12 protein-coding genes are annotated in these 14,322 nt (G+C 56.7%); 3 read left to right on the top strand and 9 right to left on the bottom strand.

The window, feature by feature from the left end; all coding sequences use genetic code 11:
• Window positions 1-11: 11 nt before the first annotated feature.
• From JZY08_RS25100 to JZY08_RS25075, 6 genes are all read right to left on the bottom strand, one after another.
• Window positions 12-854, bottom strand: a complete 843-nt coding sequence (locus tag JZY08_RS25100; RefSeq protein WP_216332161.1) for a carbohydrate ABC transporter permease — start codon at window positions 852-854, stop codon at window positions 12-14.
• Window positions 844-1,776: a carbohydrate ABC transporter permease gene (locus JZY08_RS25095; RefSeq protein WP_216332159.1), complete on the bottom strand. Its 933-nt coding sequence runs from the start codon at window positions 1,774-1,776 to the stop codon at window positions 844-846. Before JZY08_RS25095 ends, JZY08_RS25100 begins: the two co-directional genes overlap by 11 nt.
• 10 nt (window positions 1,777-1,786) lie before the next feature.
• Entirely contained in the window at window positions 1,787-3,058 is a 1,272-nt protein-coding gene (locus tag JZY08_RS25090; RefSeq protein WP_216332157.1) for a sugar ABC transporter substrate-binding protein, read from the bottom strand.
• A 49-nt stretch (window positions 3,059-3,107) separates the two neighbouring features.
• Window positions 3,108-4,709: an FAD-dependent oxidoreductase gene (locus tag JZY08_RS25085; protein WP_216332155.1), complete on the bottom strand. Its 1,602-nt coding sequence runs from the start codon at window positions 4,707-4,709 to the stop codon at window positions 3,108-3,110.
• A 5-nt stretch (window positions 4,710-4,714) separates the two neighbouring features.
• The gene (locus JZY08_RS25080) at window positions 4,715-5,785 is read right to left on the bottom strand and encodes a LacI family DNA-binding transcriptional regulator (protein WP_216332153.1); all 1,071 of its coding nucleotides are present in this window, start codon (window positions 5,783-5,785) and stop codon (window positions 4,715-4,717) included.
• A gap of 211 nt (window positions 5,786-5,996) precedes the next feature.
• Window positions 5,997-6,734, bottom strand: a complete 738-nt coding sequence (locus tag JZY08_RS25075; protein WP_216332151.1) for a prolyl oligopeptidase family serine peptidase — start codon at window positions 6,732-6,734, stop codon at window positions 5,997-5,999.
• A 324-nt stretch (window positions 6,735-7,058) separates the two neighbouring features.
• Between JZY08_RS25075 and JZY08_RS25070 the strand changes: the two genes are divergently transcribed.
• From JZY08_RS25070 to JZY08_RS25060, 3 genes are all read left to right on the top strand, one after another.
• A complete protein-coding gene (locus tag JZY08_RS25070; RefSeq protein WP_216332149.1) occupies window positions 7,059-9,125 on the top strand; it encodes an ATP-dependent helicase in 2,067 nt (688 codons plus the stop codon).
• 23 nt (window positions 9,126-9,148) lie between these two features.
• Window positions 9,149-10,228: a DNA polymerase IV gene (gene dinB, locus JZY08_RS25065; RefSeq protein ID WP_216332147.1), complete on the top strand. Its 1,080-nt coding sequence runs from the start codon at window positions 9,149-9,151 to the stop codon at window positions 10,226-10,228.
• A 701-nt stretch (window positions 10,229-10,929) separates the two neighbouring features.
• Window positions 10,930-11,319: a hypothetical protein gene (locus JZY08_RS25060; protein WP_216332145.1), complete on the top strand. Its 390-nt coding sequence runs from the start codon at window positions 10,930-10,932 to the stop codon at window positions 11,317-11,319.
• A gap of 125 nt (window positions 11,320-11,444) precedes the next feature.
• On the opposite strand, the gene JZY08_RS25055 is transcribed toward JZY08_RS25060, so the two are convergent.
• From JZY08_RS25055 to JZY08_RS27810, 3 genes are all read right to left on the bottom strand, one after another.
• A complete protein-coding gene (locus JZY08_RS25055) occupies window positions 11,445-12,473 on the bottom strand; it encodes an FkbM family methyltransferase (protein WP_216332143.1) in 1,029 nt (342 codons plus the stop codon).
• A gap of 273 nt (window positions 12,474-12,746) precedes the next feature.
• Window positions 12,747-13,960 (bottom strand): IS3 family transposase gene (locus JZY08_RS25050; RefSeq protein ID WP_149149104.1). Its coding sequence is split into 2 segments (ribosomal slippage): window positions 12,747-13,624 and window positions 13,624-13,960, totalling 1,215 coding nucleotides; the frame shifts between segments, so codons are not numbered across the junction.
• On the bottom strand, window positions 13,927-14,316 hold the full coding sequence (locus JZY08_RS27810) for a glycosyltransferase family 9 protein (RefSeq protein ID WP_367303916.1): 390 nt from the start codon (window positions 14,314-14,316) through the stop codon (window positions 13,927-13,929). Before JZY08_RS27810 ends, JZY08_RS25050 begins: the two co-directional genes overlap by 34 nt.
• Window positions 14,317-14,322 lie beyond the last annotated feature (6 nt).

Raw genomic sequence — 14,322 nt, 5'->3', positions numbered from 1 at the left:
TTTCCGGTTCTTCAGCCCTTGAGGCCGGTATGGGCGAGGCCTTCGACGAACTGCTTCTGGGCAATCACGAAGACGATGAGCACAGGCAGCGCGGTGAGTGTCGCTGCGGCAAGCTGGATGTTCCACATCGGTCCGCCATAGGCGTCGGTATATTGGGTCAGCGCCTGTGGCAGCGTGAACATCTCGGCGCTGGAGAGAAAGACGATGGGCTCGAGGAACAGGTTCCAGGAATGCAGGAACGTAAAAATCGCGACCGACGCCAGCGCCGGCTTTGCCAGCGGCAGTGCAATCTTGCGAAAGATCTTGAAACGCCCGAGACCATCGACACGCGCCGCCTCCTCCAGTTCTCCCGGCAGCGTCACAAAGAACTGCCGCATGACGAAAGTTGCAAACACGCTTGGCGCGCCGAAAATCGGCACGAGGATCAGCGGCCAGTGGGTGTTGACCATGCCGGCCTTCAGGAACATCTGGAACAGCGGTACGATCGTCACTTCAGAGGGGATCAGGAGGCCAAGCAGCACAATCATGAAGATCACATTGGCGCCCGGAAACCGGATCCGTGCGAAGGCATAACCTGCCATGGAGGAGATGATCATCGTGCCGATCGTCACCACCGCGGCAATATAGGCGGAGTTCCAATATTGCCGCACGAAGGGCTGCAACTCGAACACCTTCGAATAGGTCGTCCAATCCTGGTTTTGCGGAAAGAACTGCGGCGGGAAGGCGAAGATATCGCTGATCGGCTTGATCGACGATGTCACCATCCACCAGGTCGGAAAGACGAAGGGGATCAGCAGCACGCATAACAGACCGTAGAGCGCCACCTGCATGCGAGGGGAAAGGTCAGCTTTCATAAAAGACGATCCTCTTGCGCATCTGCCACTGGGCGAAGGTCAGCACGGCGACCATCAGAAACAGCAGGATGGACAGCGTCGAGCCGTAACCGAAGAAATGGAACTGAAAGGCCTGCTGATAGAGGTAATAAACCAGCACCGTGGTCGAGAGACCCGGTCCGCCCTGGGTCAGAACCGCAATCTGCGCGAAAACCTGCAGCGAGCCGACGATGGTGATGATCGAGGTCAACAGGATCGTCGGGCTGATCAGCGGCAGGGTGATGCGACAGAACTGCTTGAAGGCTGGCGCACCGTCGATGCGGGCGGCCTCGTAGAGCTCCTTCGGCACGCCCTGAAGTGCCGCCAGAAACAGGATCATATTGAGCCCGACATTCTTGAAGACCTGCACGACGATGACCGAAATCATCGCTGTCGTCTCCTCGCGCAGCCAGTTGGGGCCTTCGACGCCGACCATCAGCAACATGCCGTTTATGCCGCCGTTCTTCTGCAGCAGGAAACCCCAGACGATCGTCCAGGCAACCAGCGACACGACGACCGGCGAGAAGAACAGCGTTCTGAATATCGCAATGCCGGCAAGCTTCTGGTTAAGCAGCACGGCAAGCAGCAGCGCCAGCGACAGGTTGAACACGACGAGGCCGGCGGAGAATATCCCGGTCGCGCCCAGCACCTCCAGAAGATTGCCGTCTTCGATGAGCATTCGGTAGTTCTGCGCACCGGTATAGGTGAAGGTATTGGCGAGCACGTTCCACTCATGCAGCGAATACCAGAACACCAGTCCGAGCGGGATCAGCACGAAGATGATGATCCCGATCAGTTGCGGGGCGATGAACAGAAAGCCTGCGAGGCTGTCGCGCCGCGCGATGGTCCAGAACGCCGATACCGGGCGATGCCGGGGACGGGTAGTCTCCTGCGCGACAGCCATGGCCTTCTCCTCAGCGCTTCAGGAGCGGCGCGATCTGGCCGCAGATTTTTTGAAGCGCACCCGCGACATCGGCCTCCGGCCGCCAGACGGCATCGAGGTTTGAGCGCACGATCTGCTGGATCTGGGCAAAGCCGGTGTGGCCGGGCATGACCTTGCCCGTGGCGATGCCTGATATGACGACCTTTTCGATCTGCTCCTGACTGAGCATCGGGTTGGTCTTTTTCAAAACCTCCGCATTCAACAGCGATTTGCGTGCCGAGGGGAAGAACTGGCTGAGCTTTGCCGAATTTTCCGGATTGGTCATGTAAGCGACGAATTCGGCCGCCGTCTGCGCATTCTTGCCGGACTGCATGACGCCGATACCGGCCTGCCCAATCAGCGCGTATTCACCGGCCGGCCCCTTCGGCAGCGGCACGAGGTCCCAGCCGAAAGGCTTGTCCTTCGGCAGAAGCGAGGCACGGCTGATCTGGGTAATGGTCATCGCCGCATTACCGGCGAAGAAATCGACCGTCTCGCCGGGGCCGGGCATGGCCTTCTTGTTGAAGATGGCATCATGGATGAACGACACCGCATCCGCCATCGGCTTTTCCGCCATGGTGCAGGTTGCGCCATCCGCGCTCCAGGGTGATGCGCCCCAGCCGTTCCAGACCGAGGTCAGATATTGCCAGCTCTGGTAATTGAAGTCGCGGACGACAAGCCCGCCCTTGCCTGATTTCGCGACCGCCGAGGCGGTAGCGATGGCGTTTTCCCAGGTCCATTCGCCGGCAGCGATCATGTCCGCCGGGGTCTTTGCGCCTGCGGCCTTGATGAGATCATTGTTGACGAACACCGCGAAAGGCGAGGTCGAGAATGGATAGGCGAAAAGCTTGCCGTCCTGCGACCAGCGTTCCGTGGCCCCGGCACTGACTTCATCGAGATTATAACCCTGCGCGGCTTTCAGCGTGTCGGTAAGCGGGAAGAGCGCACCGGATTTGACGAAATCATAGGCCGAGGTCTCGAAAATCCATGCCATGTCAGGCGCATTGCCGCCCGCAATCTGGGTCGTCAGCGCGGTCGTGTAGGTGTCGAACGGCAGTGACTCGTAAGTCACGCTGACATTCGGGTGGTCCTTCTTGAAGCCGGCCGCGATGTCGTTGAACAGTTTCAGATGCGCTTCGTTGGCGCTCCAGATCGTCATGCGCAGCTTGATCGCATCCTGCGCCGCTGCGGTTCCAGCAAGGGCAAACGAGCCGATAAGGGCCAGCGCACAGGCCGTGGATTGCATTTTCCAATGATTATTCATTCCCAGTCCTCCTCCAAAGATGGGTTCGATCGAACGGCAGTCCGTCGTCCTAATAGGCCGCGATATCCGGCCAGCGTATTTCGATGCCCTCGCGGGCCAGCGCCGTCTGGAAGGCATGAAGATGTTGATCGTCTTCCTGCACCTGATGCGGCGTCAGGCCTTTTTCCAGGCAATAGGCCGCCAGCATTCCAGCCACTTCGCCGATGTTCCATTCGACCGGATGCAGGCGGTAGCAGCCATTGGTGATATGCGTCGTGCCGATGTTCTTGCCGGCCGGAATAAGGTTCTTCACGCGCTCGGGTATGAGTGCGCCGAGCGGAATCTCGAAGGGGCAGGAAGGCACATCGATATAATTGTCGCCGCCGGTCGATGGGTGCAGATCGATGCGGTACATGCCGATACCGATGCTGTCGCGATAACGGAAAGCCCCCCTGTCGCCGCGAACCGTGTAGGAAAGATCCTGTTCAACGATACGCGTGACCGGCTTGATGCGGCGGCTTTCACGGATATAGGGCGCCATGGCAAGGCCGTGTTCGGTGCCAGTAATATCGCCTCTGAGGCGCAGGCCGCGAAAACCCTGTCCGCCATCGAGGCGCGGTGCTTCCGTCTGCAGCCAGTAAAACACCGAATAGGAAAGATCGGCCGCCGCCTTCAGATGCCGCGCCTTTTCCTCTTCCGAGACATCGATGATGGTACCGTCCATATAGTCGATCATCGGCCAGTTCACGAGGCAGATGTCGGACTTATAAAAACCCGTCGCGAAGTTCTTGCGTGCCGCAATACGACGGAAAATCCAGAGGTTTTCATCGCCACCGCCCTTGCGCTGGTCGGCATCCACCAGCAGCGGATCATCATCCGGATTTGGCGTGAAGGAGCGGGTCGCATGTTCCAGCGTACGCGGATGCGGCGCGGTGAAACCGAGCATCGGCCCACCCCAGAAATGCGGCTGGTACTTGCGCCAGTAGTCGTAATTATCAGGCTTGTCGATCGTCTGATCGCCGTCGACGTGGTCGATTGCAAAGCAGATCGACACGGCCTGCACATTATCAGGCTGGGCGCTGGCCGGCGCACTGGGCTCGCCCGTGTCCGATTGCGCCTCGAACCCCTTGGCATATTCCGTGCCCGTCATCGGCAGCAGATCGCCGAGTTCGGTCGCATCAAGAATATAGTCGGCGGAGATAACGATCTCGGCTCCGCTGTCGCGATGCTTCACCGTAATCGAGCGCACCCGGTCGCCATCCACATCGGCAGCGACCGGGCGGTAGGGCTTGAGCACCGTCAGCCGGTCCGCTCCGACATAGGGCATCAGCATGCTTTCCATCACCGCAAGGCTGACGCGTGGCTCGGCGCAGATGCGGCTGACCCAGCCGCCACCCGGATTGAGGTCGCCCCAGGCGCGCGCGCCTTCCGTCAGTGGGTAATGGTCGCGGTAATATTGGCGCACGCCGTTGCGCAGCGCGCGATAAGAGCGGGTGATACCGAACTGCTCGACCCAGCTATGTTCATCCGACGGCACGGCCTGGCTGGTCAGCTGGCCGCCGATCCAGTCATATTCCTCGGTCATGATCACGCGCTTTCCGGCGCGTGCGGCACCGAGTGCCGCCGCCACGCCGCCAAGGCCACCACCGACCACAAGAATGTCTGCTTGCATCTCTTTCACGTCGTCACATCCGTTTTGTTGACTGGGGACTTATCCGGGGAGGCCGCTGGAGCCGGCCCCAATGTTTCACCCTTGACGGGTTGGCACTTGAGTAAAATCTGACTTCCCGGGCTGCCCGTCTCGATGCGGTTCACCAGCATTGCAGTCGCCTGCCGGCCCATCTCTTCACGGGGAATTTCATAGGAAGTGAAACGCACGGGGCTGCGGCCGGCGCGAATATGGCTGCCGAGCACGACCATCGAAAACACCTCGGGCACGCCAATTCCGCGCTCCCGTGCCAAAGTCTCGACGCGCACCGCATCCGCCAGTTCTATGAAAAATGCCACCGTCGCGCCGCTTTCGATGATCGCATCGAGGATTTTTTCAGCAGGCCGGTTTACCGCCTTTATGTGCACGGCAAGCGTCGCCGCCGTGCCGAGCGCGTCGCTGAAACCTCGCCAGCGGTCGGCAATCGATTCCGCCGGACCGGCAGGGCCGATATAGGCGAGTTTCGAATGCCCGAGCTCCATGGCGTCTTCAACAAGCTGCCGCGTCCCTGCGGCATAGTCGCCGCCAACATAGGGCACCGGCCCGCCGGCATCGTCGCGTCGGCCAATCGCCACGAATGGATAATCTTCCGAGACCAGCCGGGTAAGCTCCTTGCGGTCAAATTCACGACCGAGGACCAGGCAGCCATCGGCGATCCGGAGCCTGTTACCCTCGGAAAAAATCTTGCGGTTGTTGCCGACGCCGGCACTGGTCAGCAGCAGAAGATCGTATGCCTGCTGCTGCGCCTCTTCCTCGATGCCCAACAGGAACGGCGTGAAGAAATCGGCCTGTGCACTTGGAAAAGCGGGCTCATAGGTAAAGACGCCGAGGATGCGATTAAGCCCCTTGGCCATGCGGCGCGCGATCGGGTCCGCGACATACCCTGTCTCGCGAATGACGGCCTGCACGCGTTCGCGTGTTTCTGCCGGGATACGGGCAATCGCGGTCGGCGCACCGTTCAGAACAAGCGACACCGTGGCCTGGCTGACGCCGGCAAGCTTGGCAATATCATTCTGAGTAAGGCGTCTATGGCTGGTCACGCAATGCCCTCCCCGACATTCGTTGACTGCTAATACGTATTAGCTGTTAATGCGCATTAGCGCGACTTCCCTATTCGATGTCAAGAGGGGAAAGACACGCTTTCGGAGAGATGTTTTGACGAAGGCTTGTGAGGTAGCCAGCGCGGCCTAATGACGGCCGCGCTGGGTTGTGGGCTTTTATACCAGCGGTAAAATGGTGTCCGCTGCGGGTTCAGGGTGCCGAAGGCGTCTTTTCATTTGCAAGCTTTTGCTGGAGCAGCCAGGTCCACATTGCCTCATCGCCCAGCACTTTTCCCTCGACCTCTTCATGGTTCGTATCCTCGAAAACCGTCAGCCGCACATTGCGTTTCAGCTCCTGGAGACGCTGGACGAGCACCACCGTATCGGACAAGGGAATCACCTCGTCCCTTGCACCGTGAAAAGCCCAGAAGGCTGTCTTTTCATTGGTGCGATTGAGGTAGTGGCGGATGCCGCCACCGGCAATCGGAACGACCGCGGCAAAAGTTTGCGGAAACTGCTCGGCCATCGACCAGGCCCCAAACCCTCCCCGGCTATATCCGATCAGATAGATACGGCTGCGGTCCACCCGATGATCCGCCACAACCGACTCAAGGACGCTTGCGGCGCGCTCGATCGGATACAGCAGTTCCTCACTTGGATTTTGCGGTGAAAACACCATGAAAGGAAAATCACGTCCCCCTTCGATCAATTTTGGCAGGCCGCTGCTGCGCAGCTTTTCGACGTCGCTCCCGCCCTGATCACCGCCATGCAGCCAAACGACGAGGGGATAGGTTTTGTCCGAGCCGGCATAGTCTTTGGGTGTGTAGAGCAGATAATTGATATCCGACGCGATCGTTGCGTCAGACTTCATCGCCTTCTGCTCGGCAAAGGCAAATGTCGATGTGGCCAGTGCCGCGACAGCGATCAGGCATAGTTTCAGATGCTTCATGCTTTGGTCCTCCCAACAAACACACCTCTTCCCAAGGCGTGACTGGTGAACTCATCAGCCACCGGGTTGGTTCAGTGGCTTGAAAAGCGGTCCGGTCGACACTCCGTGCGCAAGCCGATTGGGTCTGCGATCAGTATTCAGCCAGGGTTGTCCACCGTGGCATCGAAGAGAGAGGCATGCGTTCATTATTTGTTCTGGCCTGCTGTTTGAGTTTTTGCTAATCATTGCGACAGGAGTGCAAAAATGACCAACCGTCTCTGCGGCGGCTGGCATTTTTGAGAAATGCCGTCGTCGTGCGGATAGGCAAATATCAAGGATGCAGGCATGGCGGTTGCCTATCTGGACAAACTGAACGAGCAGCAGCGCAAGGCCGTGGAACATGGCGTTGGACTTTCAGACGGCCACACGGCCGGACCATTGCTGATCATCGCCGGCGCCGGTTCCGGCAAGACCAACACGCTGGCGCACCGGGTGGCGCATCTGATCGTCAATGGCGCCGATCCCCGCCGCATCCTGCTGATGACCTTTTCACGCCGCGCCGCTTCCGAAATGTCGCGCCGTGTCGAGCGGATCTGCAAACAGGTCATCGGCAGCAATGCCGGAACCCTGACGGATGCGCTGGCCTGGTCCGGCACGTTTCACGGGATCGGCGCGCGCCTCCTGCGGATTTATGCAGAACAGGTCGGGCTGAACGTGGACTTCACCATCCATGACCGCGAAGACAGCGCCGATCTGATGAACCTTGCCCGTCACGAGCTGGGTTTTTCCAAGACCGAAAGCCGTTTTCCGACAAAGGGCACATGCCTTGCGATCTATTCGCGCGCCGTCAACTCGCAGACGCCGTTGAAAGAAATCCTGCGCCAGCATTATCCGTGGGTGTCCAGTTGGGAAGCCGAGCTCAAGCAATTATTCGCCGCCTATGTCGAAGCCAAGCAGGCCCAGAACGTGCTCGATTACGACGATCTTCTGCTCTACTGGGCCCAGATGGTCAGCGATCCCGACCTTGCCGGCGATATCGGCGATCGTTTCGACCATGTGATGGTCGACGAATATCAGGATACCAACCGGCTGCAGGCCTCGGTGCTGATGGCGTTGAAACCGGGCGGTCGCGGGCTGACCGTGGTGGGTGACGACGCCCAGTCGATCTATTCCTTCCGGGCAGCGACGGTACGCAATATCCTGGATTTTCCGGCATCCTTCAGCCCGGCCGCCGACATTATCACCCTTGATCGCAACTATCGCTCAACGCAGCCGATACTGGCTGCGGCCAACAGCGTCATCGACCTTGCCCGTGAGCGGTTCACCAAAAACCTCTGGACCGAACGACAGTCACTCGAGCGACCGAAGCTCGTGACGGTAAAGGACGAAACCGAGCAGGCGAACTTCATCATCGACCAGGTGCTGGCCAATCGTGAGACCGGCATGACACTGAAGCAGCAGGCGGTGCTGTTTCGCACCTCCAGTCACAGCGGCCCGCTCGAGGTCGAGCTGACACGCCGTAACATTCCCTTCGTCAAATTTGGCGGCCTGAAATTTCTCGACAGCGCCCATGTGAAAGACATGCTGGCGGTATTGCGGTTCGCGCAGAACCCGCGCGACCGGGTTGCCGGTTTCCGGCTTCTCCAGATGCTGCCGGGTATCGGCCCGAAGAAAGCCGGCAATATTCTCGATACGATCGCGGCAGACCCCGAGCCATTGCTCGCCCTTGCCGAAATTCCGCCACCACCCAAAACCGGCGATGACTGGGTATCCTTCGTTCAGCTGCTGGCGAACCTGCGAAAATCGCACGACGGCTGGCCATCGGATATCGAGCACGCGCGGCTCTGGTACGAGCCTCATCTCGAGCGCATCCATGAGGATGCGGAGACCCGCAAGGCCGATTTGCTGCAACTCGAGCAGATCGCCGGCGGCTACCCCTCACGTGAACGTTTCCTGACCGAACTGACGCTCGATCCGCCGGATGCCACCAGCGACCAGGCGGGCGTGCCGCTTCTCGATGAGGATTACCTGACCCTTTCGACCATTCATTCGGCCAAAGGCCAGGAATGGCGTTCCGTCTTCATCCTGAATGTGGTCGATGGCTGCATCCCCTCCGATCTCGGCGTCGGCTCCACGCATGAAGTCGAGGAAGAACGCCGTCTGCTTTATGTCGCCATGACACGCGCCAAGGACAGTCTGTCGCTGATAACGCCGCAACGGTTCTTCACCCATGGCCAGAATGCGCAGGGAGACCGGCATGTTTACGCGGCAAGAACCCGCTTCATACCGGCAACTCTGTTGCAATTCTTCGAAACCGCCACCTGGCCGCTGGTTTCTGCCGCTGCCTCCGAGCGCAGCGCGCAGCAGATCCGCATCGATGTCGGCGCGCGGATGCGAGCAATGTGGAAATAAGGACGAGCGTACGGGCTGGAACGATGGGTAGCACGGCTGTTCGAAAGATCATCCATATCGACATGGATGCCTTTTATGCATCGGTGGAGCAACGCGACAATCCCGCACTTCGCGGCCTGCCAGTCGCCGTCGGCGGATCGGCGGCACGGGGCGTGGTGGCTGCGGCGAGTTACGAGGCAAGAACCTTCGGCGTGCGTTCCGCGATGCCATCGGTCACCGCCAGACGGAAATGCCCGGATCTGATCTTCGTGCCGCCGCGATTTGACGTATATCGGCAGGTGTCGCAACAAATCCGGGAAATATTCGCCGAATATACCCCGCTGATCGAGCCGCTATCGCTCGACGAAGCCTATCTCGACGTGACCGAAAACCTGAAAGGCATGGAGATCGCCACCGAAATCGCGCTGGAAATTCGCGCAAGGATCAAGGCGGTCACCGGCCTCAATGCCTCCGCCGGCATCTCCTACAACAAGTTTCTCGCCAAGATGGCAAGCGACCTGAACAAGCCGAATGGCCAGGCCGTCATCACGCCGAAGAATGGCCCCGGCTTTGTTGAGGCCCTGGCGGTTAAGAAATTTCACGGCGTGGGACCGGCCACGGCCGAGCGGATGAGACGGCACGGCATCGAAACCGGGCTCGATCTCAAATCGAAATCACTCGGTTTTCTGCAGCAGCATTTCGGAAAGTCCGGCCCTTATTTCTACAACATCGCCCGTGGCATCGATGAACGGCAGGTAATACCCGATCGCATCCGCAAGTCCGTCGGCGCCGAGGATACATTCGTCGAAGACATCGACGATCTCGATCTGGCCAAGGCTGAGCTCGGCCCTTTGGCTCAGAAAGTCTGGCGGTATTGCGAGGCCCACGACATCACCGGCAAGACAGTGACGGTGAAAATCAAATATTCGGATTTCACTCAGGCGACACGCAGCAGGACCGTCTCGGGAGCCGTGCCTGACCTCGCGACGATCCAGGAAATGGCCGAGACCCTGCTTGCCTCCGTCTTTCCATTCAAGCGCCCGGTGCGGCTGTTGGGTGTTACTCTTTCATCGTTGAGCACGGAAGAGAGCGAAGAGGAGCCGCAGCTTGCGCTTGAAATATGAAGTTACGGTTCTGCGAAACCGGTCCTCTCGCCGCAGGAAGAGACCCCGGGTATCGAGAGCGGTGGGTCTATACGTTATCGCGGTAGGATCTGGCGGTTGATTCCGTCACAGCTATTCGGGTGAGGACTTCGTCAAAAGTTTCAGCCAGAAATGCATCACTGCGGATTTCTCTCGAGAAAACCCTTCACAATACCCTTCACAATACCTTCCTCAGAAATTTTGCTACTTCTAAACAGAGTGTCCTGACAACATTGGCTTCAGGGGCTCATGCATGCGCATGAAAGATCGCGGAGCCGCAGAGACTACTTAGCGAGATTCAGCCACATGATACGGGCTGGCAACAAGGTACCTGTCTAAATGATCAATTCGGGAGGCGCCACCAGCTAACCTTTCTGAGCGATGCCGGTACCCAAGCCACAAAAAGCTGCAAACCCTACTCGCGAGCCTATATGCTATGTGCGTCCGGTGCCGCTAGAGCACGCCGCTTCTTTCCAACCCGAGAACGAATGAACTTTTTCGCTGGCAGCTCTACATAAATAAACGAAAAAAGCGAAAGAACAGCAAGGATGGCAATAAAAATAATCATCACGAACGGATTATAAAAAACGTCGCGGTCATATCCAAGACTGAACACACACAGAATGAATACCCCCTGCAAGAGAAAATGCCACAAATAAACTGAATACGGCTTCACGATTGGAATGGTAATCGACATACTCGAGGTACTGGGTTTCAGTGACTTCGATTGGTGGAATTCCAACATCAGCGATGCTTCTAATGGTTGGTGCCCGAGATATGAAGGCCAGCACGTAGGCATATCACTGAACATTAAGGCCACAAAAAAGCGCGCTCCAGTGGCAGACCCTCAAAAAATCTATGAAAAACTGATTGCAAGCCCTTTGTCGGACTTCCTGGCCGTTGTTGGTGATCTTGTTGCGGATAAACTTCCAGAATCAGAAGGTACCGACGCAGCCAAAGTTTATCAAAGAATTCATTTTCAACTAATTGATGCACGACAACGCATCAAATATTTGGAAAATAATATCAGTGAGATGGAAAAAAAATCCGAAAACAATCCCCTACCCCGTTGAACATCTAAAATGGGAATCTTGATCCCGTGGGCTAAGATACCCTGAAACATATCGACTAAGTCAACATTGCATACCGGATTTACCCCGATCTAGATTTTAATTAGATCGGGGTACGGATAGTAAAGTCAGGCATCCCCAGGCAACTTCAACCCTAATTTTCCTGGTGGCAGAGCTATTACGTTTAACCGCTCATCATATGATTTTCTCAGACTGAGGTCGAGCTTAATCAGACGGTATGAAAATGTGAATTGGCTTGTCTCGAGCAAATCCAAAATAAAAAACTCGTATCCAATGGATAGTCGAAGTAATTCCTGGAAAGGAGAAAATGTTTTTTCCTCTGATTGATCAACCCAATTTTCAAATATTATTACAGGCTTAAATTTCCTGATTATATTCTCAGCGCCTCGTAAAACAGCATCTTCTGCACCCTCGACATCGATTTTTATCAAATCAACTCTCGAAAAGGCGTCGCCCTGGATCAAATCATCAAGCGCGATGCACTCGACCTCACCCACTTCCAAAGAAGTCTCATTTTCAACCGCGACTATACTGTTATTTCCAGTCCACAGTTCGTCTGATATACGGACTTTGCCCGAATGATCAGAGGCGGCTACGGGATAAATCCTGATTGTGTCACCTAGGCCTAATGAGGTTACAACCTTCTCTAGATCACAGCTCGCACGGGGAGCAGCTTCTACGGCTACACAATGGCCGGAAAATCCGGGCCGTGCAGACAAATACACAGGGAAATAGCCCCAATTTGCACCAATATCTATGTAAACGCCATCGTTGGGAACAAAACGGTCGATACAAAACAAGATATCCGGTTCGTAGCCATTATGAAAATGTGCAACACTTAAATCAGCGCCAATAAATTGGGTATTGCGCATATCAACTGTGACAGTTTTTCGAACTCCATGAATGTCGACACCAAGTTCGTCATTATAAATCCACTCTGGCCTGTTGTTACGCAATGCCTCTTGGACATCTCTGTGAAGAATCCAAAATGACTCCTGACTGGCTGGAAAATCACTACTGTAGCCGGAATAGCGAATAATACGCGTCAAAGCCGAAAATGCCTTAAGCGAAATACAGTCCCTAACCCGGAACACACCCGATAAATCTTCCAAAATCCCCCCCATTTCGTTTTCCACAATCAAACCAATTCTTGATGCTTATCACTCAAAATTACGCGTAACGTTTTGATCTCGCCACCAATCGTGGATGTCTCGCGCTAGAACTTCCGGGTCGTAGGCAGACATGCAGACTGGTATAGAATCTCCTTTAGGACACATCATCATCCAAGTTTTTTCACTCCACCAACAATCGCCACATTGCAACGGTGCAAAATTCAAATTCGACGGATAACCGAAATAATCAACCGACGTAGGTCCGTGGAGTGCTCCCCGTTTCACCGGACAGGTCGGCTAGATTGATTTTGCCCTGATGAACTGCCGAGGGGAAGCCATCTTGAGCGCTGAATGTGGATGGATTTCGTTGTAGTCTTCGATCCATCCGTCGATGAGCCGGAGCGCCGTTTCGGCGTCCGGTAGTGCAGAGATGCGGATGTAATCCCGCTTCAGGGTTTTGACGAATGCCTCGGACATTCCGTTCGACTGCGGGCTGGCCACCGGCGTGAAGCAGGGCGTCAGATTGAGCGCCTGGGCAAACAGCCTCGTGTCCCGTGCTGTATAAGCCGAACCGTTGTCCGAGAGATGCTCGATAGCATGCGGGGCTCGGGTTGCATGGAAGCGTTTCTCGACCGCCTCCAGCATCATGTCGCGGACATCCGAGCCGGATATTCCGGCATTGGCGACCGCTGTCCAGGCGATGATCTCGCGGTCGAAGGCGTCAATGATGAAAGCGAGGCGAACGACCTCCCCATCCCAGCAGGTGAACTCCAGACCATCGGAGCACCAGCGCAGGTTGGAGCGCATGACCATGACCTTGCCGTCGTGGAGGCGGCCCTTGCGAACGGCCGTATGCTTCTCCAGCAGCATGGCGTGGTTGCCCATGATGCGATGGACCCGTTTGGCGTTGACGACAGGCTTATCGGCGGCTCGCCTTTCGCGATTGAGGAGCGCGGCGATCCGCCGATAGCCATAGGTTGGCCTTTGATCCACCAGCCTGCGGATGGCGGGCAGAAGCTCTGCATCCCCGACCTTATGGTATGCTCCACGCGGCTTCGATCTACCTTTCAGCCGCTCGATGACGTTGGAACGGGAGACGCCCAGCGTGTCTGCGACGGTCTTCATCGGGAACCGTCCTTCGGCAACAAGATCGGCCGCGATATCCGTTTTTTTGAGTCCGCTTTGGAAAGGGCTTCGCGGAGGATTTCGACCTCCATCGTCTTGCGGCCGAGCATGCGCTCCAACTCGCGGACGCGATCTTCCAGTTTCTTCACTTCCGAATTGCCGACTACCGGCTCGTCAGAATCCACGGCTGCAGCACCTCCCTCGCTCAAGAGCCTACGCCACCGATAAAGCAGATTGGGGGCAACGCCGTGACGGCGAGCGGTCGAAGATACCGTCTCGCCTGGTTCGAAACTCTGCTCAATGATCGTCAGCTTTTGCTCGGTTGTCCATCGCCTGCGGCGAACATCACCCGTCAGCAGTTCAACGTGTCGATACTCGTTAGACATAAGCCTATCCTCAAGCCTGTGCTTGAGCCTTTCTGCTTATGCCGACTGTCCGGTCGAAATGGGGGGCAGTTCAGTCCGAAGATGACGCAACTCTTTTTACCAAACGCAGCAGCAGCGTGTACAAACCCTCCCTCGTTATCCATATGAAATGCCGCGTGTTCGAGAAGCCCCAGAGCTTCCTTTAACGAGGTTTTACCAATCAGATTCACGTGGACGCCAGCGATGGGCTCACTCGTTTTCTCTGTGCCGATTTGTACAAATTTAATGTCATCGTCGAAGCGTTCTCTCAAATGCGAGACAACATTTGCCCATCGAGGGTAGGCTTTGGTTGCGCGTTGCCCAGGGAGGCTTTGCATCGCTTC

The sequence above is a fragment of the Rhizobium sp. X9 genome, assembly GCF_018873185.1.
In the GTDB taxonomy this organism is placed as follows: domain Bacteria; phylum Pseudomonadota; class Alphaproteobacteria; order Rhizobiales; family Rhizobiaceae; genus Agrobacterium; species Agrobacterium oryzihabitans.
Note: the sequence above shows the minus strand (reverse complement) of the source record. Positions and strands in the feature narration are given on the sequence as shown.

Coding starts and splice junctions, on each gene's coding strand:
- JZY08_RS25090 (WP_216332157.1), bottom strand. CDS start 3,058: ATGAATAATCATTGGAAAATGCAATCCACGGCCTGTGCGCTGGCCCTT.
- dinB (WP_216332147.1), top strand. CDS start 9,149: ATGGGTAGCACGGCTGTTCGAAAGATCATCCATATCGACATGGATGCC.
- JZY08_RS25095 (WP_216332159.1), bottom strand. CDS start 1,776: ATGGCTGTCGCGCAGGAGACTACCCGTCCCCGGCATCGCCCGGTATCG.
- JZY08_RS25070 (WP_216332149.1), top strand. CDS start 7,059: ATGGCGGTTGCCTATCTGGACAAACTGAACGAGCAGCAGCGCAAGGCC.
- JZY08_RS27810 (WP_367303916.1), bottom strand. CDS start 14,316: ATGCAAAGCCTCCCTGGGCAACGCGCAACCAAAGCCTACCCTCGATGG.
- JZY08_RS25075 (WP_216332151.1), bottom strand. CDS start 6,734: ATGAAGCATCTGAAACTATGCCTGATCGCTGTCGCGGCACTGGCCACA.
- JZY08_RS25100 (WP_216332161.1), bottom strand. CDS start 854: ATGAAAGCTGACCTTTCCCCTCGCATGCAGGTGGCGCTCTACGGTCTG.
- JZY08_RS25060 (WP_216332145.1), top strand. CDS start 10,930: ATGGTAATCGACATACTCGAGGTACTGGGTTTCAGTGACTTCGATTGG.
- JZY08_RS25085 (WP_216332155.1), bottom strand. CDS start 4,709: ATGCAAGCAGACATTCTTGTGGTCGGTGGTGGCCTTGGCGGCGTGGCG.